Source organism: Oceanispirochaeta sp. (assembly GCF_027859075.1).
Classification (GTDB): domain Bacteria; phylum Spirochaetota; class Spirochaetia; order DSM-2461; family DSM-2461; genus Oceanispirochaeta.
In genome coordinates this window covers 1-17,905 of sequence record NZ_JAQIBL010000183.1, presented here as the reverse complement: position 1 = coordinate 17,905, position 17,905 = coordinate 1, and the positions used below count along the sequence as shown (strand labels likewise).

Genomic DNA, 17,905 nt, shown 5'->3' with positions numbered 1-17,905 from the left:
TTTCAGAGAGTTGAAAACTTTATCATTATTCAATACTGTAAAGCCTTTTCATGGTAGCATCCAATGGTTACATGAGCAAGATTTTTGCCCGGATATGTTGTTTGAAGATGGAATCAAAGTTCAATAATAATCTGACGCCACAATGATATGAACCCCTTTTGTTGGACAAGAATTCAACTGAAGGGGTTTTTATATGAAGTTAACTGAAGAGGAAATCATTGAAGCGGAATGCCTCTATAGCTCCGGCACATCCACCCATTTTCTTTCTTCCCAGGATTGAATTCCCAGTTCGGCCAGCTGAACGCCTTTGGCCCCTTCTTTCAGGCTCCATCTGAAAGGTTCATCCTCTACAACGTGCCTTATGAACATCTCCCACTGGATCTTGAATGCGTTGTCAAAGGAATCCCTGGTCGGCATTTTTGTCCAGCTGTCCAGAAAATCAATCGGGCTGTCTATATCCGGATTCCACACTGGTTTGGGGGTTTCCGCATCGTGCTGAACCACACAGTCTCTCAATCCCGCCACGGCCGAACCCACTGACCCGTCCACCTGAATTGTCAGCAGATCGACTCTGCGGACCCGGGTGCACCAGCTGGAATTGAACTGACAGAGTATGCCGTTTTTGAGTTTAAACGTCGCATAGGCGGCATCTTCGGCAGTCGTCTTGTATGTTTTGCCCTGTTCATCCACTCTCTCGGGGATATGGATGGCACCGATGGACGAAAGGCTTTCGATTTCCCCAAAAAGGTTGTCGATGACATAGCGCCAGTGACAGAACATGTCGATCATCATTCCACCGCCGTCCTCTTTTCTGTAGTTCCAGCTCGGCCTCTGTGCTCTCTGATTCTTCCCATCAAAGACCCAGTAGCCAAAATCACCCTTGACGGAATGAATCTTTCCGAAAAACCCCGTATTGATCAGGTACTGAAGTTTCATAAGACCCGGCAGCCAGAGTTTATCCTGGACCACTCCGTTTTTGAGTCCTGCCGCGGTGGCTTCGTTGTAGAGGGCCAGGGCTTCGGAAGTGGAAACCGAGGTGGGTTTTTCACAGTAGATTGCCTTTCCTGCGGCAAGGGCCTTCCGCACACCGCCGGCTCTCAGTTCGGTCAGAGTGCTGTCGAAATCGATCTTGTTATAGGGATCGGTCAGAGCCGCATCGAGGTCTGTTGTATATCGGGGAACATTGTGTTTCTCCGAGAGATCTTTCAGTTTATTCTCATTCCGGCCGACTAAAATGGGGTCGGGGACCAGGTAGGAACCGTCTTTCAGCATAATTCCTCCTTCATCCCGGATGGCTTTTATGGATCTGATCAAATGCTGATTGGTTCCCATTCTACCGGTGACACCATTCATTACAATTCCGATTTTGTTCATACTTTCTCCATTTTGCTACCGAGGCTCCGTAGGAGCCATTATACTACGAACGCTCCAGCGGAGCGTCCGTGATTCCTCGCTCAGGGCCTAAGGGCCTCGGTGTATTCTTTGCTAAGGCCGAAGGGCCTATGTTCTAATTATGGCTCAGGGCCTTTGTTCTACCAAGGCTGGTTTACAGCCTTGGTATTTTCTTAGCTCAGGGCCTAAGGGCCTCGGTGTGTTATTCGCAAAGGCCGAAGGGCCTTAATTAAACATTATGCAAATTGCCTGTAGGCATTAATGACTTCATTGAGGAAGATCTTCTGGTCTTTCTTCCAGTGATATTCTGAGAAGATCTCCACTTCTATGAATCCCTTGAATCCCGCATCTTCAACCCATGATCTGATTTCCATGATGGGGGCGATTCCCTCTCCCATCAGTCCTCTGTCGAGGAGGAAATCTGTGGTGGGGTTTTTCCAGTCACATGTATGGAAAGCCATGATGCTGTCAGCGGCTCCGGCTCTTTTTATTTCATCCTGCAGGTGAGGGTCCCACCAGAGGTGATAGATATCTACGGCGATGCCTATATTTTTAGAATTGAGCTGTTCCCACATATCGTTGGCCTGTTCCATTGTATTGACGGCAGACCGGGAATCGGCGTACATGGGATGAAGGGGTTCAATGGCCAATTTGACTCCCTTGTCCCGGGCATAACTGTTTATTCTGGAGATTCCTTCCATTATCTGATGCCTTGACTGGGCGAGGGAGATTGTCGGCTCTGCTCCGCAGACCAGAACGATATGGGGGGCACCCACTTCCGCCGCCTCATCGATGAGGGCCAGATTATCATCAATGGCCCGTTCCCTTTCCCCGGCAGTGGCTTTAGGGAAAAAACCGCCCCGGCAGATGCTGACGACTTCCAGTCCTGCATCTTTGATCTTTTTTCTGATGAGCCGTCTATCACGGTTTTCCAGTGTATCCCGCCAGATGGTAATTCCTTTCACTCCGGCTCTGGCATACTGCTCAATCGACTCCTCGATGGACCAGGGTTTTGTCGTTATTGTATGAACGCACAATCTGTCTAGATTCGTTAATTCCTTCATTTCCTATCCTTCAGATATCAAAAAATACCGGTGCGGCTTTTCCTGATATTCTTTTATAGAGATAAACTCCGGCTTCGATGAGATGATAATCCCCCCACATAGAACTTTCCCCATTCGAGATTTTCTGCCCTTTTTGGATATGGTCCCATCCATTTGGTTGATGATAGATGGAGTGGAGCAGAAGCCCTTCATGGTTTTCTTTCGTGCTGAGGTATGTGTCACTCAAGAGGGTTCTCATCATGGTGATGGCGGCATTCTGATATCTAAGGGCTTTTTCGGGACTCCCTTCTTTCAGGGTTTCCGCCAGGCGGAAGAGTCCCTGAACCGAGATGGCTGCAGCCGAGGCGTCTACAGGTTCATAGGGGTTGAAGGGATCTGCCGGTTTGTTCTGGTAGTCATCCATTTTGTAAAGAAGGGGAGCTCCCGTATCCCAATAGGGGATTCCATCCACCGGAGTATGGGTGATGATATGGTCGGCTACGGCCTCTGCCAGCTCCTGGAAGCGGCTGAGAATGGCCTCCTTGTCGGGGTAGTAGGGGAGCCTGAGGTCCCTGATTTCACTCTCATCCAGGGTCGCAATATATTCCAGCTGCTCCGCATATCCGGTGAGTATCCAGGCCTGCCCCCGGGTCCATGTTGAAAAGGGTGAATATCCCTGCTGGGAGCCGGGACAGCGGTAGGAACCGCTTTCCACATTGAAGATGCTCTCATGAGCCACTCTTCCTCTCTCATCCCAGGAATCCCGTTTTTCACCAAAATAGACATTGAACCTTGCCGTTGTCTCTGCATGGCTTAAAAGCAGTCGGAGGAGGCTTGTTTTTTTATCCTGTTCTCCCCAGAAAAAATGACCCAGATGATGGGAGACTGCGAGAATCCTCATGGAACGGATTGTATCCGCAAAGAGGCTGTGGGCACCGTTAAAAGAACTGACATATCCCAGTTGATCGGGGAGGGAAGTAAAGCGTCTCGCCTGAACGGCGCCGCTTAATTTCAGGGCCAATTCGTAAAAGTTCTTCTCCCATTCATTGTATTCCAGCTCTCCGTTTTTCATCAGGCGGAGGAGGTTTCCGTAAGTGCTGATGTTGTTGAATCCATGATCATGAACTCCGAAGTGGGACAGATGGGGTGCCATTTGTTCTACAGTCTTGCTTCTTCCCCATTGCAGAGAATCCCTGTCTCCCGTGGCCTCATATGCCAACAGGGCATTCCCGTACATGAACCCCTGGGTCCATTCCGTCCAGCCTCTAGAGCTGTATTTTCCGTCCACGGTGAAGACGGGGGCCCCTTTTTTCTCATCCCAGTTTCTCTTTATCAGATCAATTTTGTGGGTAGCCAATTCAAACATGCGGATGAGGGGTTTTTCAAGACTCTTTAGATCTCTTTCTTCTGTGATCTGTATCAAAACAAACCCCCTTTTGCTTTTACGAAGTTGCATGCAACTATAAGAAATTGAAATTGGATTGTCAAATTTTGGATTCAGGCACTGAGATTCTTCTGCTGAACAGCCGCATTTCATCTCTTATCCTTTCTGTCTTGGCCTCGGGCAGCCTATTTAAGACGATGCTTTGAGTCTCTTCATCCAGTTTCTTGAGGGATACAGCCACCTCTTTATCGGTCAGGCGCATAAAAGTATTCTGGACATCCGCTTTGGGCAGATTTCGAATAAGAGCAGATATTGTCTCCTCAACAGTCATAGGGAACCTACCTTACTTTAATCTCTGATCTCCTTAAAGAGCATATCCAGCCATTGGGATATCCCGTCTCTGATACGCATCCGACCTTCGGGGTGGTTCAGGGGGATGGTGTTGAAGACATCTGCCTGATCTGAAATCAAAGACAGATAATAGATTCCCCCAATCAGGATTGAGATCAGGGCATCCAGATCCAGTTCACTGTCGCATCTGGATTTGAAGGCATCCATCAGATGAATGCCGTCTTCTTCCACCTTTGCCATGATCTCTTTTGAAACGGGGTGTCCCGAAGAGAGGTGCCAGCGGATGATTTTTCTAAGCAAGTCCTTCTTCTCCAGGCTGTCCAACTGGCCGATGAAGACTTCTTCAGCCTTTTTTTTCACTTCCAGAAGGGAGAGGCTAGAAAAATCGGGAGTTCCTGTTTCTACCTGTGTCGGCCAATAGTGTGTACCCAGGGCCCATTCCCGGAGGAGTCCCTCAAAGTTTCCGAAATAACGGTATATCAGAACCTTGGCCACGCCGGCTTCTTCGGCTATGGCGTTGATCCCCAGGGCATCAAAGTCTTTTTCTTTGACAATCTTCCCCACTGCATCCAGAATTTTCTGCTCCGTCCTGCCTCGGTCTTTCATTTTTGAACCCTCACAGGAACAACAATAGGAATTTATATTGAATCTGTCAATTCAAACTCTTGACAAAAGTTACTACTAAGTAACATTATGGCCATAAACCATGTTTCCTATCGGTAACATGTGTGGAGGAGAATACTATGAAGAAGATGATTTTGATCCTGGCAGTGATGAGTGTATTGCCCCTGGTATTACAGGCTGAAACAGAAAAAGGCAAAGAATGGACTCTCTCGATCCTTGCGGGAGAGGAGTACTCTTATATTAAGTGGCTTGGACCGATTCCCATGAAGAAAAAGCCGCTCATAGCCGTCTGGCTGGAAGACAGTGAGGGCAGGTTGTTAAGAACTCTTTCCGTCACCGGAAAGGCAGCAGAAAACAGATGGCTGGGAAAGGCGGTGGAAAGACCGGAGTCTCTTCCGGTTTATTATCACAGCAAGGCCGCCGCCGATATTCAGGAATCCATTGATGCCATCAGTTCCGCCAGTAAAGGGAAGGAGCCGAAGGACCGCCGTTTTCCCGGAGAGTTTCCGGCAGAAACAGCACGTATCAGAGCCGAAGTTAACATTTCCTATGACTATAACGATTTTTATACAAAGGAATTGACAGATGTTAACGGTCAGCCCTCGTTGATCTTCCAGTCGGAATGGGATTCAGACAAAAAGGAATATTCATTGAAACCTGCCGGAATTGGGTCTGTTGATGGCTCCACGGCTGTGATCGATGCAGATCTATCCCATATGACAACGGCCCTCAAACTGGTGGATTCAATTCTTCTCAGCTGGTAATTCCAGTATTTAAGATCTTATAAGGATCTCCGGTGAATTCCACTTGTTGCTGAACAGATATACTTGACCGGTGATGTGTCTTTCTGCAATAACCAGGGTTGCAATATTGCTGTGTTAAGTGATTTTTTTGCTCTTAAAGTCATTATAGGAATCACAAAAAATCTGACTCAAGGGAAATCAAAATTTGAGAGACACAAGGGCCATACAATTCATTGAGGCTCTGGAATCGGCCGTCAACATCCCTCCGGCTGCTTCTATTGTTTGGAATAATTAAAAACTGGAATACTTATTTATGTCAGGGATAAATGATAGTCTCTCTTGCAATAAAGACTGAAATTATTATGAGGGAAATGATGCTGGACTCTATAATGAGTATGTTTTTTTTAAGTAGAAGTGTATACCTTATTGAAAATATTATATTATTATACATTTTTTTAGAAACAAAGCGATCGCGGGGCTTTCAGTTTCTGGTATGTATTGCGTCTTGGGGTACGATAACCTTATTTCACTTCTTTCTGAACAATATTAACCTCAATCCTTTGCTGATTAGCTATATATTGGGATCCTTATACCTGATTCCAGTTATCCTGATTTTTAAAGAAACATTTCAGGCAAAAATCTTTGTATTCTATTTGATATATTCTCTGACTCAACTGATATACCTTATATTTGTAAATATCGACCATTTTTTATCTCCGCCAATTCCACATACTTTTGTTTTTTTAGGCCTGATTCTTGAATTGGTGGCCCTGCCATTTATAAGGCGGTATATGAAATCACCTCTTAAAGATATCATTGGAATTCTTGATCAACATAAGAAAAGTTTTACATTATTTCCTATCTTATCTTTCCTGTTACTGGCCAGTTATGCTTTTCAAGAAAGATACCTTCTGTCTACTTTTATCACCCTGATATTATCCACAATGTTGATTTTTTTTAGTTATTATCTGATTGCAACATCCATATCAGGAGCCAGGCGTCAACAGGAACTGGAGCGGATATCAATAACCGATAGCCTGACAGGTCTGTATAACAGGCGGTATATGGAACAAAAAATTCAGCAGGAATTTAATCGATATCAAAAAACAGGCTCGGAGTTTGCTCTGGCAAGCGCCGATATTGATTTCTTTAAAAATATCAATGATTTATACGGGCATGATGGTGGGGATTCTTTATTGAAGTCAATCACGGAAGACATGTGCAAATCGATCAGAACATATGATACTGTTGCTCGATGGGGAGGCGAAGAATTCCTTATCTTATTGCCGGCAACAAACAAGGAACAAGCTGTAATATTAGCTGAACGGATCAGAAAGACAGTGGAAGCCCATAGATATGAATTTGATGGTGCTAATAAACCAGTCGCCGTCACATTAACCCTTGGTGTGTCTGTCGTCAATTCCAGGGATACAATAGAGGGTATGATAAAGAGAGCCGATAAAGCGATGTATTATGGTAAACGGAAAAGCCGGAACTGTGTGATATCTTTTGATGAGATTAAAAAAGATACAGTAAACGGATGATCCACATCTGCCGTATGATGCCGATGAACCTCATATCCTTAAGTTCATGTTACAATACAAATCGCAATTCAACCGGATTGATCGAAATAAGGGGTTTTCATGAACAAAAGACTGGAACAACTGAAGCAGGAGCTCAAGGCGTCATCTGGAAAAGAGATGGCGGACCTCTATATTTACAATATCCGGATTCTGGATGTCTATACCGAAGAGATCCGCAGTGGTTCCTTGGTGATCAGGAATGGCAGGATCGTCGCGGTTTCTCCCGGATGGGAGGTTCAAGCCAGGGTACGTTATGATGGCCTTGGAATGATAGCCATTCCCGGCTTTATGGATAGCCATATTCATATCGAGACCACCCTGCTCACTCCCGAGGCCCTGGCCACTGTCATCGTCCCCTGGGGAACCACCACTTTATTTGTCGATGCCATGGAAATTGCCAATGTCGCGGGAATTCAGGGGCTTAATGATCTGCTCAGGGACAAAGATGACCTTCCTTTTCGTCTCTTTATGGAAGTTCCTTCCCGTGTTCCCACTGCACCGGGGTTGGAAACGACCGGCGGCGTTCTGGGAGTCGAAGAGGTCTCTATTCTATTAAAGGAATCCAATGCGGTGAGCCTGGGAGAACTGGACCCGCCCAAGGTTCTGAATCTTATGGATGACTACCTCATGAAAACTCTGAGTGCCAGAGAGGAGGGGCGCATCTGCAACGGTCACGCCATCGGTCTGGGTTGGGATGATCTGAATACCTACGCAGCGGCGGGTCTCTCCGACGATCATGAGTCAGTGGAGTATCAGGAACTGAAGGACCGTTTGTCTCTGGGACTCAGAGCCCTGATCCGGGAGGGAAGCAGTGAGAGGAACCTGGACACCCTTATCAGGGGGATTCTCGAAGACAAGCTGCCCACCGAGGACCTTCTGTTCTGTACCGACGACAAACATGTGAATGACATCGTCAGAGAAGGTCATATCAGCTATAACGTGCAGCGTTCCATCGACCTGGGGATGAATCCGGTCAAAGCCGTCAAGATCGCCACCATCAATACGGCCCGTCATTTCCGTCTGGATCATGAACTGGGTTCCCTGACCCCGGGGCGATTTGCCGATATTCTGCTGGTTCCGGATATGAATACAATGAAGCCCGAAGCCGTCTTCAAGGGAGGAAAGCTTGTGGCTGAAAAGGGTAAGATTCTCCAGGAGCAGAAGGGGAGTTACCCTGACTACCTGAACCACACGGTGACCCTCCAGAGGGATTTAAGTGCAGGTGATTTTACCACCAACGCTGAGGGGGAACGAGCCCTGGTCCGGGTGATCGATCTCATTCCCGATCAGATCATTAACAAAGAGAAGCAGGAGTGGCTGCCCATCCTTGCCGGCAAAGTTTCTCCTGATATATCCCGGGATATTTTGATGTTGTCGGTAGTGGAACGATACGGAAAGAACGGGCAGCTGGGTTCCGGATTTGTCCGGGGATTTAGGCTCGTCCAGGGGGCCCTGGCCTCCTCAGTTTCTCATGATCATCACAATATCGTGGTTGTGGGGACAAATCCGGAGGATATGCTTTTGGCGGTTCAAGAACTGGAAAGGATGCAGGGCGGTTTTGCCGCAGCCTGTGACGGCAAGATTCTTGATTCCATTGCTCTGCCCATCGGCGGGTTGATGAGTCCCGATCCTGCAGAAATTGTCATGAATAATATGAACAGGGTGAACGAGGCGGTCAAACAATTAGGCTGCACCATGGCGTCACCTTTTATGTCCCTGTCGTTTATTTCACTTCCCACTGTTCCTGAGTTGGGTTTAACAGACCTGGGGCTGGTCGATGTTTTGAAGCACTGTCTTGTTCCCCTTGTGATAAAAACGGAATAAATCAGTTAAAATCTGGTTTCCAGATCACAGCAGCTCCGATTTTCAGACGTTTTTCATCGACCTCATAGGGCCCGCCGGCCTCGATATACTGACTGCTGGAGGTCCAGGTCCGTTTCATCTTTGACATTCCCCGCATCAGGATCTGTATTCCAATTCAGATCCTTTGTCCATTCATAGGCTTCCGGAGCAGTCAGCGCCCTGCCTCCCAGGATGTTTATTCCTTCCCCTTCATTGACCAGTATGGAGTCTCCAGTCTCGGGGATCATCACTTCAACCGTCCCGTCATTGACACAGAGCCATATATCCGCCGCATCATCCACAGACTTGCCAAAGGAAACAAAGAACTCCGTGCCTCTGACTCCCGCCACGACAGATTCAGTTCTGATTTCAAATTTACCGTTGATAATATGATCTACCCTGGAGAAAACGCTGCCTTTTTGGAGTACCAGACTTGTGTTCCGGCTCAAATTCTCAAGCCTCAGACTGCTGTTTTCTCTCATCTTGAGTACTCGTCCTCCCTCCAGTTCCAGGATGGCCAGGGATTCCTTCTGTGTCAAAATGACATCTCCCTGATCCAGTTCCATTCCGAAGTCCCCATCCAGTTCTTCACCGTTTCTAATAACCAGCACATCTCCTTCCAGGTATTCCAGAATGCTTTCGCCACTTAATATAAAAGGGACAAAGGACATTGTCAGGATAAATATAAGTTTCTTAGGAATCAATCTCATTCAAAATCTCCTTATTTCTCAATCATCTATCAGACGGGCATAAATAATATTTGCTGCATCGGGAGAATCCCTGTAAAGCCAGTTCACCCTCATTTCAACATTGTCTATGCCTAAGAATTCTAATCTATTTATTTAATAAATGGTAGTAAAATGATAATATATGAAAAGATAAAAAAAGCATTCTGTTTAAACTTTTAAAGCTCAATGTGAATGCTCTATGATGGGAATAATTTTTAGTCTAACTTAAGCCAGTTAAATGAGAGAAGGCTCTGATCAGTGTCAAATTCTACGATCCTAATTCTTCCCTGATGCTTGGTGTCGGCTGTTTTAATATGATATGTATGCCCCGGGATCAACTCCTCTGGAATAAGGTAGGGAGTGAAGTCTTCTTCATCCATCTCCAGGATGCTTTCAATCGGCATATCCCCCAGATCCAGAATCATTGCCTTTCCCGCAAACCAACCATCGAGGGCCCCATTGTTCATACCCAGACCATTCGGAAGATCAAAGATGAAATCTATATGGTCAGAAAGATTTTCTGCTTCCATATCTATAGAAACCAGCTCTCCCTGGAGGAAACTGAATCCCTGAAATGTTTTGTCAAAATCGGCCATTGTAATGAAATGGTTTGAATCTTCAGCCAGGATTGGTCCAGCCAGCATGATCAGTGCAATCAATATCTTGGAAAATTTCATATTATCCCCTTATTTGAAAACGTCTGATCATGATATATGGTAAACAATGCAAGAACAAGCTGATATTATTAAAATATAATATCAGCCTGCACTTAATCCTTCTTTTCAGAAAAGGAGTGGGTGATCCTGTCAATGATAATAGCCAGAAATACGATTGAAATACCGGCTTCAAATCCGCGTCCTACCTCAATCCTGTTGATGGCCAGAAGAACTTCCATTCCCAGACCTTTGGCACCTATCATGGAACCGATGACTACCATGGACAGAGCCATCATGGTTGTCTGGTTGATTCCTACCATGATTGTTGGTTTTGCCAGGGGTAGCTGTACATCGAACAGAACCTGTCTGGTTGATGCTCCGAAGGCTTTTGACGCTTCCACGGCTTCTACATCCACAGTTCTGATCCCGACATTAGTCAGACGGATCACAGGTGGAACAGCATAGATTATGGTGGCAAACATAGCAGGTACCTTCCCCATTCCAAAGAACATCAGGGCCGGAATGAGATAAACAAAGCTAGGCATGGTCTGCATTCCGTCGAGTATCGGTTTCAGGATGGATTCGGCTCGGTCACTTCGGGACATATGAATGCCAAAGGGTATACCGATGAGGAGGGAAAAGAAAACAGAGGCAATGACAAGACTGAGTGTCCGCATGGCCAGGTCCCAGTATCCAAAGGTTCCGATCATAAACATGAGGAGCATAAAAACAATACCTGTTTTCAATTTACCTACAAGTTTCCATCCGGCTAGTCCCACCAGAAGAATTATAACAAACCAGGGGAGAAAGAGAAATAATCGCTCAATCCCTGCAACCACCTGGAGGATGATAAATCCAATGGCATCAAAAAAGCCATCCAGATTCTGCAAAAGCCAGGACATGGCAGAGTCAATCCAATCGGCAAGGGGTATTCCTACAATATCAGGAAATTCAGTCATCAGTATCTCCTTCATTATAGGGGGTTATGGATTCAAAGATCTGGTCTGTGGTTACCTTTCCCTTGAAACATCCCTTCTCATCCACAACGGGGATGGAGTAGGGGTTTTCATTGACGATTGAAAACATATCTTCCAGTATAGTGTTTTCAATTACAGAGGGTACCTTCCGGATGATCGTTTCGGGAATTCCACCCTTATAATCTTTATTTTCCAATAACTTAACCAGCTTGTCTTCTGTTATCACACCCAATAATTTCCTTGATCTATTGATAACAAAGGCAGAACGTCTGTTATTGGAGCGCAGGAGAGTCAGGGCGGTACGGGGTCCTTCCCAGTCATAGAGAATAATTTTGGGTTCTTCCATAATGGTTCCTGCCGTTATCACCTTGGCAGGAGAGGCATCTCGTACAAACTCCTGAACATAATCATTGGCTGGTTGGGTTACAATCTCCTCGGGAGTTCCTTCCTGAACAACCTCGCCGTTTCTCATGATAGCTATCTTGTCACCTAGTTTGAGGGCTTCATGAAGATCATGGGTTACGAATATGATGGTTTTTTTGAGGGTTGCCTGAAGTTCTACCAGTTCATCCTGCATCTGCCTTCTAATAAGAGGATCAAGTCCGCTGAAGGGTTCATCCATGAGGAGAATCTCGGGGTCATTGGAAAGCGCTCTAGCCAGTCCGACACGCTGCTGCATACCGCCGCTTAAGGAGCCGGGATAGTAATCTTCCCAGCCCTTGAGACCGACAGTTTCCAGAGTGCGCATGGCCTTGGCGTAGCGTTCACCCTTGGGCAATCCCCTGATTTTCAATCCATAGGCCGCATTGTCCAGTACTGTCTGGTGGGGCAACAGTCCGTAATGCTGAAAAACCATACCGAAGGTGTTTCTTCGGAACTGAAGCAGTTGGTCCTGGTTCATCTTTGTAATATCTTTGCCATTGATGTTAATGGAACCGCTTGTGGGATTCACCAGGCGGATCAGGTTTCTGACAAGAGTGGATTTTCCACTGCCTGAGAGTCCCATAAGAATGTAGAATTGACCTTTTTCGATTTCCAGGTTGATGTTGCGCATTCCAATAATGCAGCCAGTTTTTTTCTGTATTTCATCTTTTGATTTATTCCGAATCTCTTTTTTCAGAATCCTTTTGGGATCCCGTCCATAGATTTTCCATAAATCCTTGATGATAACTTGGGGAGAGTTACTCCCCCCGGGCTGATCTAATGTCGATTCAGCCGCAAGAGTCGTATTCGTCATTTAATTTCCTTATTTCTTTAAAGAGCCGCTTTCACTTTTTTGGCTACTTCAGAAGAGACCCATTTGGTCCAGACTTCTTCCTTGTTTTTTAGAAACCACTCGGCAGCCTGTTGAGTGTCCCAGCCTTCATCGTCCATTTTGGCCAAAAATTCATTGTTATCATCCACAGTAGTGGAATACTTTTTCAGGATTTCAACCACATCGGGTGCTTTTTCCAACATGGATTTGTTCACAAGGATATTAACCGCGGCAGCAGGATATTCGCTGCCAGCCAGGCGGACCATGTCAAGCTTTCCCAGTATGGCTGTAGGTGCCCAGTAGTATCCGATCCAGGGTTCTTTTTTTCCATAAGCGGCTACCATAGTCGCTGCCAGGGCAGTTCCGGATCCGGCTACTCCCAGGTTGTAGGTATCGGATAAACCGTATTTCTCATAAAACTTTTCTGATACCTGCAACTGACCCCATCCGGCAACACCGCCGTAGATGATTCCTTTGGAGGAATCTTCAGGATCTGTGAACAGATTTGCGTACTTTGGCAGATCTTCAACAGATTTCAGGTTAGGAGCCTGTGCATCAGCACCTTCAACCAGGTAACGGGGTATCCACCAGCCCTGAGGAGCGTCGGGCATGTTTTTTCCCAGATCCACCAGATTGCCAGAATCGATTCCCTTTTTATAGATTTCATAAACATTGTTATGCCAGGACTCCATATCTACATCAATGTCTCCCTGAGTTACACCATTTACAATGGGCATGGTATCGCCGGGAATATAATCGGCCTTATAGCCGGTCAATCCGTTCTCGATGATGAATCCCATAATTCTGTTATGAACCTGAACACTATCCCAGGAGACATCCCCAAAGACAATTGTTGTAATCCCTTCTTCTTTTTGCCCTTCGGCAGCCAGGGAGAATGTAATTAAAATCAGTAGCGCTTGTAGTATTAGAATACTTTTCTTCACAATAACCTCTTTTTTGTGTTTAATTTATTAGTACACTAAGATAAATTGGACTAACTGTCAAACCATGAAGGGCCATTTGTTAAGGAAAAGAATCTTTTTAAGTTTCAAAAATCCTTATATAAATTGTTTTTAACGCATATGATAGAGAATGTCTTGGAATTTTTGGATTATATCTATATTATTCTAAACATTAGTGGCCATAATATATGTATACTTTGCAATTACTCCTAATGAGTGATATTGTGAGGCAAGAAATACTAGACAGGGGATTGAATGGAAGAGCAGAATAAATCAGATATTGTCGTTTCTACACTGAGGCAGATTATTCGATCCATCGATCTGCAGTCAAAAAAATTAACAAAACGATACGGAATCACCGGTCCTCAGTTGATCGTTCTAAAAGAAATACACAAGAGTTCTGACAGGCCAATTTCAGCCATCGCCAGGGAAGTGAGTCTTTCACAGGCTACTGTGACCAGTATTCTTGATCGATTGGAACAACAGGGATTTGCCCAACGGGAGAGAAGTTCTCAGGATAAACGGAAAGTCAAGATTTTACTAACTGAGAAATCTAAGATGATCCTGGATACCAATCCATCTCTCTTTCAGGAAGAATTTACCGATGAGTTTGAAACACTGGAGGAATGGGAAAAACATATGATTATCTCTTCACTCCAACGTATGGCTACCATGCTTAAAGCCGAAAAAATAGATTCTTCGCCGGTGTTGTACAGCGGACCTCTATCCGCATCATCCCTGGAAGTAGACAGATTTCTAGATGATATACTGCCCGAGAATGACGGAGTCATAAAGTAAAATGAAGGTCTTAGCAGTCCTGGGAAGCAAGAGAACGAAGGGCAATACGGCGTCTCTTATCGAACAGGCTCTTATACCCTTTCAGGAGTTGGATTATTTTTCGGGTGAAACCCTTTTTCTGGGGGACATGGAATTTGACGGCTGCACAGGTTGTGAGGGCTGTGCCAGAAGTAACCGTTGCGTCATCGATGATGATATGCAGCATGCCTACTCCCTGCTCAGGGAAGCAGATGCCGTGATTATCGGATCGCCCACCTATTTTTACAATGTTACCAGCGATATGAAGAAATTCATTGACCGCTGCTACTGCTTTTCATCCTACAACCCCAAAGACCGATCGGTCTGGACCGCTGAATTCGATTCAGGTCCCAGAAAATTTGCAGGGTTCATCAGTATTTGCGAACAGAATAGCGTGGATGATATGGGGTATACTCCACAAATTCTTCAGAAAAGCTTTGAGTCTCTTGGATTTCGTACTGTATTTAATCAAAAAGTACTGCATTGTTTTAAAGCCGGTGAAGTGAAGAGCCGGACTGAAGCAATGGAATCCGCCCAGTCAAACGGAAGGAAACTGAGAGACACTCTGATTCTTCAGTCTCCTGAAACTCACCATCTTTCCACTACTCTCATCCCATAGCTGTAAAAAGGCAGACCTGACGCTGCCCAGGAGGGTCATGACTTTAATATTTCTGACTCCGGGCACCTCGTTATAGCATTTCTTCAGGTTGTAATTGGGAATGCGGGAGTTCAAATGGTGGATATGGTGATATCCTATATTGCCTGAAAACCATCTGAGGACTCCGGGCATCTTATAGAAGGAGCAGCCCAACAGGGCGGCCTTCTCATAATCCCATTCTGTACTATGTGACCAATATACATTTTTAAACTGATGCTGAACGTAAAAGAGCCAGACCCCCCACATGCTGGATAAGATGACGATGGGCAGTATGCTCTTCAGGATCACCCCAAGTCCCGTGAACAGGGAGAGGGTTGTAATGACTGAGGCCAGGACAAGATCTGTCAGGATAATGCTGCGGAACTCTTTTTTTGTCAAATTTTTGCGGGGGAAGCGTGATATTAATAGGAACAGAACGGCCGGTGCTATACCAAACAGGAATAGGGGATTCCTGAATATGCGGTATATCAGCTTTTTGAACCGTCCTGCACTCTTGTACTCTTCAACGGTCATCGTCCACACATCGCCGACTCCCCGTTTCTCAAGATTCGCCACCGAGGCATGGTGTATGGCATGAGACCGCCGCCAGTCGTAATAAGGGGTGAAGGTTATGAGTCCGCAGATCCGGCCCACAGCTGTACAGGCCTTCTGACTGTGGAAATAGGAGTTGTGACTGCAGTCATGGAGGATTATAAAAATTTTAACATGAAATCCGGCAGCGGGGATGGCTACCAACAGTGCTATCCAGTAGGGATAGCCCGTATATACCAGATAAAACATGACAATCATTAGAGAAAAATAAGCAGAAACCGTGAATATGAACTGGCCGATAGACCTTTTTGCATTCCCGCCCTCGTAAGAGTCGAGGACCGCACTCCATTCACTTCGATTCATGACAGCACCTCCTGAAAACAATGGTGCACATAAGGAATTCTTAACTTATTTTACTCAGAAATCAAGGGACTGGTGGGTTAATTCCGAAAAAAAGACAGCCCGCGGGCTGTCTTTCAGGTTTTGAACTTAATTCAGTTTCACTTTAGTACTGAATCCTTACATTTGTTGTTACTCCCATTGTCTTGGAAGGAAGGCCGTAGAGAAGACCCACATCCAGTTTCAGGATAAAAAGGTTTATACCCACACCACCGAAGACCCGGAAAGAGCCGCCGCTGACCTTGGACATGATGTCCAGGCCGCTGTCATCAATGGATAATCCTGTGGCTGCTTCGATCAGAGCCATTTCTGCTGAGGTGATTTCTTGCCCATCCACCTTAACAGTCGCTCCCGTGATGCCTCCACCTGCCTGGGAAACACCCATGGAGTAGCCTAAACCGCCGGAGATGTTTAACAGCAGAAGTTTTTTACTGACCTGAGCCTTGATATCAAAGATATTGGCACTCCACTTATAGAACATATCTGAATCTTCAAGAGTGAGTTCGGTTAGGTCACCCGTTCCTGTCAGATCGAAGGACTGGGGGTCTACCGGGGCAATGATGTCGCCGCTCAGCCAGGTGTATCCTACTCCGACGGATAGATCGGGCATGAGGCCTTTGTCTTCAAGGACGGCCCATCTGACATCAAATCCAACCATTTTAAAGCCCACTGATATCTCATCCATCGGGATAGTGTCCGGACTTAAGGCACCGAATTTAAAACCAACATCCATGGGCAGGACGGGAATTCCCAGACGGCCGTCTACGGAATATATGGGGAGAGGGATACCGACGCTGGGAAACGCATCCATACCTGAAGCATCCCCTGTCAGAGTATACACTTTCTCAAAGGCTTTTGAGGGCAGAAAGACGGCTCCTGCAGTCAGGCCGATACCAAAATGGGGGAAATTCCCTGAATAGGCATCATTCCAGTTGAGCCCCATGTTGGAAGCCAGGGGTAAGGCATTTGCCGTTTCATCGGCAAAGGACTGAAAACCGTCCTCTATTTCACCCAGATCATAGGCAGACAGTGAAAAGGTCATAAACACCATTAGAAATAGTATCAAAAATTTCTTCATAAAACGCTCCTCATTCTTATTTATACATACACTAAAGCATACGCCTATTTTGGGATTAATCCTGTTCAAATTTAATATGATAGAAAAAGTATCATATCTCTCATCTTCGAAAGATCTCCGCCCTCCTCAGGTTGCCCCCGGGGAACCAAATAATCTAAAAACCATTGATTGTTTATCTATATTATTATATATACATAATAATGTATATAGCAAAGGGTTCAATGAATAAAAACAAACAGATCTTTTCATCTCTTACAATCCTCTACTTCTTATTGGGGTTTGTAAATATCCATCTTTCCAGCCTGGCCCTTTTCTGCTTGGTGACCCCCCTGGTCCTCCTGATGAAGAACCGGAAAAATCTATGGTGTTCAGGTATTTGTCCCAGGGCGGATTATCTATCCCTATTCAGATTTGTGAATCTTGGACTCAGGATGCCCCGATGGCTTGTGAATTTAAAGGCAAAGAATCTGGTTCTGACCTACGTCTGTTTCAATTTGCTCCTGATCGGTCTGTCATCCTTTATGGTGAGTCAGGGTAAAATTGCTCCTATTGATAAGATCCGCCTGTTTATCTTTTTACAGATTCCCTGGGATATGCCGCAGATGATTCATTATCATTTATACAATCCCCTACTGCTTCATCTATCATTCCGTTTATATTCTTTGATGCTTTCATCCACCATTTTGGGAACGGTCCTTGCAATCCTGTATAAACCAAGAACCTGGTGTGTTCTTTGCCCTGTGAAGACTCTGAGTCAGAGGTATTTGAATCAGTTCAGCTGAGAATCCCCGTAAATGAGCAAAAAAAAGCACAAATGATAAACATTTGTGCTTTGTATTTACAAAAAATTGTTACGTCCCACCCTTAAAAGGATAGAAGTTCT

At 45.5% G+C, this 17,905-nt stretch carries 18 protein-coding genes; 6 read left to right on the top strand and 12 right to left on the bottom strand.

Annotated features, from left to right (window positions below; all coding sequences use genetic code 11):
• Positions 1-234 precede the first annotated feature (234 nt).
• The 5 genes from PF479_RS10010 to PF479_RS09990 all read right to left on the bottom strand — a co-directional run bounded on the left by PF479_RS10010 (position 235) and on the right by PF479_RS09990 (position 4,776).
• Positions 235-1,374, bottom strand: a complete 1,140-nt coding sequence (locus tag PF479_RS10010) for a Gfo/Idh/MocA family oxidoreductase (protein WP_298005739.1) — start codon at positions 1,372-1,374, stop codon at positions 235-237.
• 254 nt (positions 1,375-1,628) lie between these two features.
• Entirely contained in the window at positions 1,629-2,456 is an 828-nt protein-coding gene (locus PF479_RS10005) for a sugar phosphate isomerase/epimerase (RefSeq protein ID WP_298005736.1), read from the bottom strand.
• Between the two features lie 10 nt (positions 2,457-2,466).
• Positions 2,467-3,858, bottom strand: a complete 1,392-nt coding sequence (locus PF479_RS10000; protein WP_298005733.1) for a hypothetical protein — start codon at positions 3,856-3,858, stop codon at positions 2,467-2,469.
• Between the two features lie 61 nt (positions 3,859-3,919).
• On the bottom strand, positions 3,920-4,150 hold the full coding sequence (locus PF479_RS09995) for a FliG C-terminal domain-containing protein (RefSeq protein WP_298005730.1): 231 nt from the start codon (positions 4,148-4,150) through the stop codon (positions 3,920-3,922).
• Between the two features lie 17 nt (positions 4,151-4,167).
• Positions 4,168-4,776, bottom strand: coding sequence for a TetR/AcrR family transcriptional regulator (locus PF479_RS09990; protein WP_298005727.1), 609 nt, complete (start codon positions 4,774-4,776; stop codon positions 4,168-4,170).
• A 137-nt stretch (positions 4,777-4,913) separates the two neighbouring features.
• Here PF479_RS09990 and PF479_RS09985 point away from each other — a divergent pair, with 137 nt between their 5' ends.
• The 3 genes from PF479_RS09985 to ade all read left to right on the top strand — a co-directional run bounded on the left by PF479_RS09985 (position 4,914) and on the right by ade (position 8,944).
• Positions 4,914-5,558, top strand: coding sequence for a hypothetical protein (locus tag PF479_RS09985; RefSeq protein ID WP_298005724.1), 645 nt, complete (start codon positions 4,914-4,916; stop codon positions 5,556-5,558).
• Positions 5,559-5,863: 305 nt separating this feature from the next.
• Positions 5,864-7,081 carry a GGDEF domain-containing protein gene (locus PF479_RS09980; protein WP_298005721.1) on the top strand — a complete coding sequence of 406 codons (1,218 nt, stop codon included), beginning with the start codon at positions 5,864-5,866 and terminating at the stop codon, positions 7,079-7,081.
• A 99-nt stretch (positions 7,082-7,180) separates the two neighbouring features.
• Positions 7,181-8,944, top strand: a complete 1,764-nt coding sequence (gene ade / locus PF479_RS09975; RefSeq protein ID WP_298005718.1) for an adenine deaminase — start codon at positions 7,181-7,183, stop codon at positions 8,942-8,944.
• Positions 8,945-9,006: 62 nt separating this feature from the next.
• On the opposite strand, the gene PF479_RS09970 is transcribed toward ade, so the two are convergent.
• The 5 genes from PF479_RS09970 to PF479_RS09950 form a co-directional block, all read right to left on the bottom strand.
• Positions 9,007-9,672 carry a FecR family protein gene (locus PF479_RS09970; protein WP_298005715.1) on the bottom strand — a complete coding sequence of 222 codons (666 nt, stop codon included), beginning with the start codon at positions 9,670-9,672 and terminating at the stop codon, positions 9,007-9,009.
• A 233-nt stretch (positions 9,673-9,905) separates the two neighbouring features.
• Positions 9,906-10,367 carry a hypothetical protein gene (locus PF479_RS09965; protein WP_298005712.1) on the bottom strand — a complete coding sequence of 154 codons (462 nt, stop codon included), beginning with the start codon at positions 10,365-10,367 and terminating at the stop codon, positions 9,906-9,908.
• Positions 10,368-10,459: 92 nt separating this feature from the next.
• A complete protein-coding gene (locus tag PF479_RS09960) occupies positions 10,460-11,305 on the bottom strand; it encodes a proline/glycine betaine ABC transporter permease (protein WP_298005709.1) in 846 nt (281 codons plus the stop codon).
• Positions 11,298-12,560 (bottom strand): glycine betaine/L-proline ABC transporter ATP-binding protein, encoded by a 1,263-nt coding sequence (locus tag PF479_RS09955; protein ID WP_298005707.1) that lies wholly within the window; start codon positions 12,558-12,560, stop codon positions 11,298-11,300. The genes PF479_RS09960 and PF479_RS09955 overlap by 8 nt, the downstream gene beginning before the upstream one ends.
• Before the next feature lie 17 nt (positions 12,561-12,577).
• Positions 12,578-13,522 carry an ABC transporter substrate-binding protein gene (locus PF479_RS09950; protein WP_298005704.1) on the bottom strand — a complete coding sequence of 315 codons (945 nt, stop codon included), beginning with the start codon at positions 13,520-13,522 and terminating at the stop codon, positions 12,578-12,580.
• Between the two features lie 273 nt (positions 13,523-13,795).
• On the opposite strand from PF479_RS09950, the gene PF479_RS09945 reads away from it, so the two are divergent.
• Both PF479_RS09945 and PF479_RS09940 read left to right on the top strand, forming a co-directional pair.
• On the top strand, positions 13,796-14,338 hold the full coding sequence (locus PF479_RS09945; protein WP_298005702.1) for a MarR family winged helix-turn-helix transcriptional regulator: 543 nt from the start codon (positions 13,796-13,798) through the stop codon (positions 14,336-14,338).
• A 1-nt stretch (position 14,339) separates the two neighbouring features.
• The gene (locus tag PF479_RS09940; protein ID WP_298005699.1) at positions 14,340-14,975 is read left to right on the top strand and encodes a flavodoxin family protein; all 636 of its coding nucleotides are present in this window, start codon (positions 14,340-14,342) and stop codon (positions 14,973-14,975) included.
• On the opposite strand, the gene PF479_RS09935 is transcribed toward PF479_RS09940, so the two are convergent.
• Together PF479_RS09935 and PF479_RS09930 are read right to left on the bottom strand one after the other, a co-directional pair.
• A complete protein-coding gene (locus PF479_RS09935; RefSeq protein ID WP_298005696.1) occupies positions 14,895-15,908 on the bottom strand; it encodes a fatty acid desaturase in 1,014 nt (337 codons plus the stop codon). The two genes, PF479_RS09940 and PF479_RS09935, sit on opposite strands and share 81 nt — an antisense overlap.
• A 142-nt stretch (positions 15,909-16,050) precedes the next feature.
• Positions 16,051-17,022: a hypothetical protein gene (locus tag PF479_RS09930; protein WP_298005693.1), complete on the bottom strand. Its 972-nt coding sequence runs from the start codon at positions 17,020-17,022 to the stop codon at positions 16,051-16,053.
• A gap of 221 nt (positions 17,023-17,243) precedes the next feature.
• Between PF479_RS09930 and PF479_RS09925 the strand changes: the two genes are divergently transcribed.
• Complete coding sequence (locus PF479_RS09925; RefSeq protein WP_298005690.1) at positions 17,244-17,804, top strand: 4Fe-4S binding protein; 561 nt, start codon at positions 17,244-17,246, stop codon at positions 17,802-17,804.
• Positions 17,805-17,905 lie beyond the last annotated feature (101 nt).

What these genes read in the sequence shown, in the direction of transcription:
- PF479_RS10010 (WP_298005739.1), bottom strand. Translation starts at nt 1,374, where the DNA reads ATGAACAAAATCGGAATTGTAATGAATGGTGTCACCGGTAGAATGGGA.
- PF479_RS10005 (WP_298005736.1), bottom strand. Translation starts at nt 2,456, where the DNA reads ATGAAGGAATTAACGAATCTAGACAGATTGTGCGTTCATACAATAACG.
- PF479_RS09995 (WP_298005730.1), bottom strand. Translation starts at nt 4,150, where the DNA reads ATGACTGTTGAGGAGACAATATCTGCTCTTATTCGAAATCTGCCCAAA.
- PF479_RS09990 (WP_298005727.1), bottom strand. Translation starts at nt 4,776, where the DNA reads ATGAAAGACCGAGGCAGGACGGAGCAGAAAATTCTGGATGCAGTGGGG.
- PF479_RS09985 (WP_298005724.1), top strand. Translation starts at nt 4,914, where the DNA reads ATGAAGAAGATGATTTTGATCCTGGCAGTGATGAGTGTATTGCCCCTG.
- PF479_RS09980 (WP_298005721.1), top strand. Translation starts at nt 5,864, where the DNA reads ATGATAGTCTCTCTTGCAATAAAGACTGAAATTATTATGAGGGAAATG.
- ade (WP_298005718.1), top strand. Translation starts at nt 7,181, where the DNA reads ATGAACAAAAGACTGGAACAACTGAAGCAGGAGCTCAAGGCGTCATCT.
- PF479_RS09970 (WP_298005715.1), bottom strand. Translation starts at nt 9,672, where the DNA reads ATGAGATTGATTCCTAAGAAACTTATATTTATCCTGACAATGTCCTTT.
- PF479_RS09965 (WP_298005712.1), bottom strand. Translation starts at nt 10,367, where the DNA reads ATGAAATTTTCCAAGATATTGATTGCACTGATCATGCTGGCTGGACCA.
- PF479_RS09960 (WP_298005709.1), bottom strand. Translation starts at nt 11,305, where the DNA reads ATGACTGAATTTCCTGATATTGTAGGAATACCCCTTGCCGATTGGATT.
- PF479_RS09955 (WP_298005707.1), bottom strand. Translation starts at nt 12,560, where the DNA reads ATGACGAATACGACTCTTGCGGCTGAATCGACATTAGATCAGCCCGGG.
- PF479_RS09945 (WP_298005702.1), top strand. Translation starts at nt 13,796, where the DNA reads ATGGAAGAGCAGAATAAATCAGATATTGTCGTTTCTACACTGAGGCAG.
- PF479_RS09940 (WP_298005699.1), top strand. Translation starts at nt 14,340, where the DNA reads ATGAAGGTCTTAGCAGTCCTGGGAAGCAAGAGAACGAAGGGCAATACG.
- PF479_RS09935 (WP_298005696.1), bottom strand. Translation starts at nt 15,908, where the DNA reads ATGAATCGAAGTGAATGGAGTGCGGTCCTCGACTCTTACGAGGGCGGG.
- PF479_RS09930 (WP_298005693.1), bottom strand. Translation starts at nt 17,022, where the DNA reads ATGAAGAAATTTTTGATACTATTTCTAATGGTGTTTATGACCTTTTCA.
- PF479_RS09925 (WP_298005690.1), top strand. Translation starts at nt 17,244, where the DNA reads ATGAATAAAAACAAACAGATCTTTTCATCTCTTACAATCCTCTACTTC.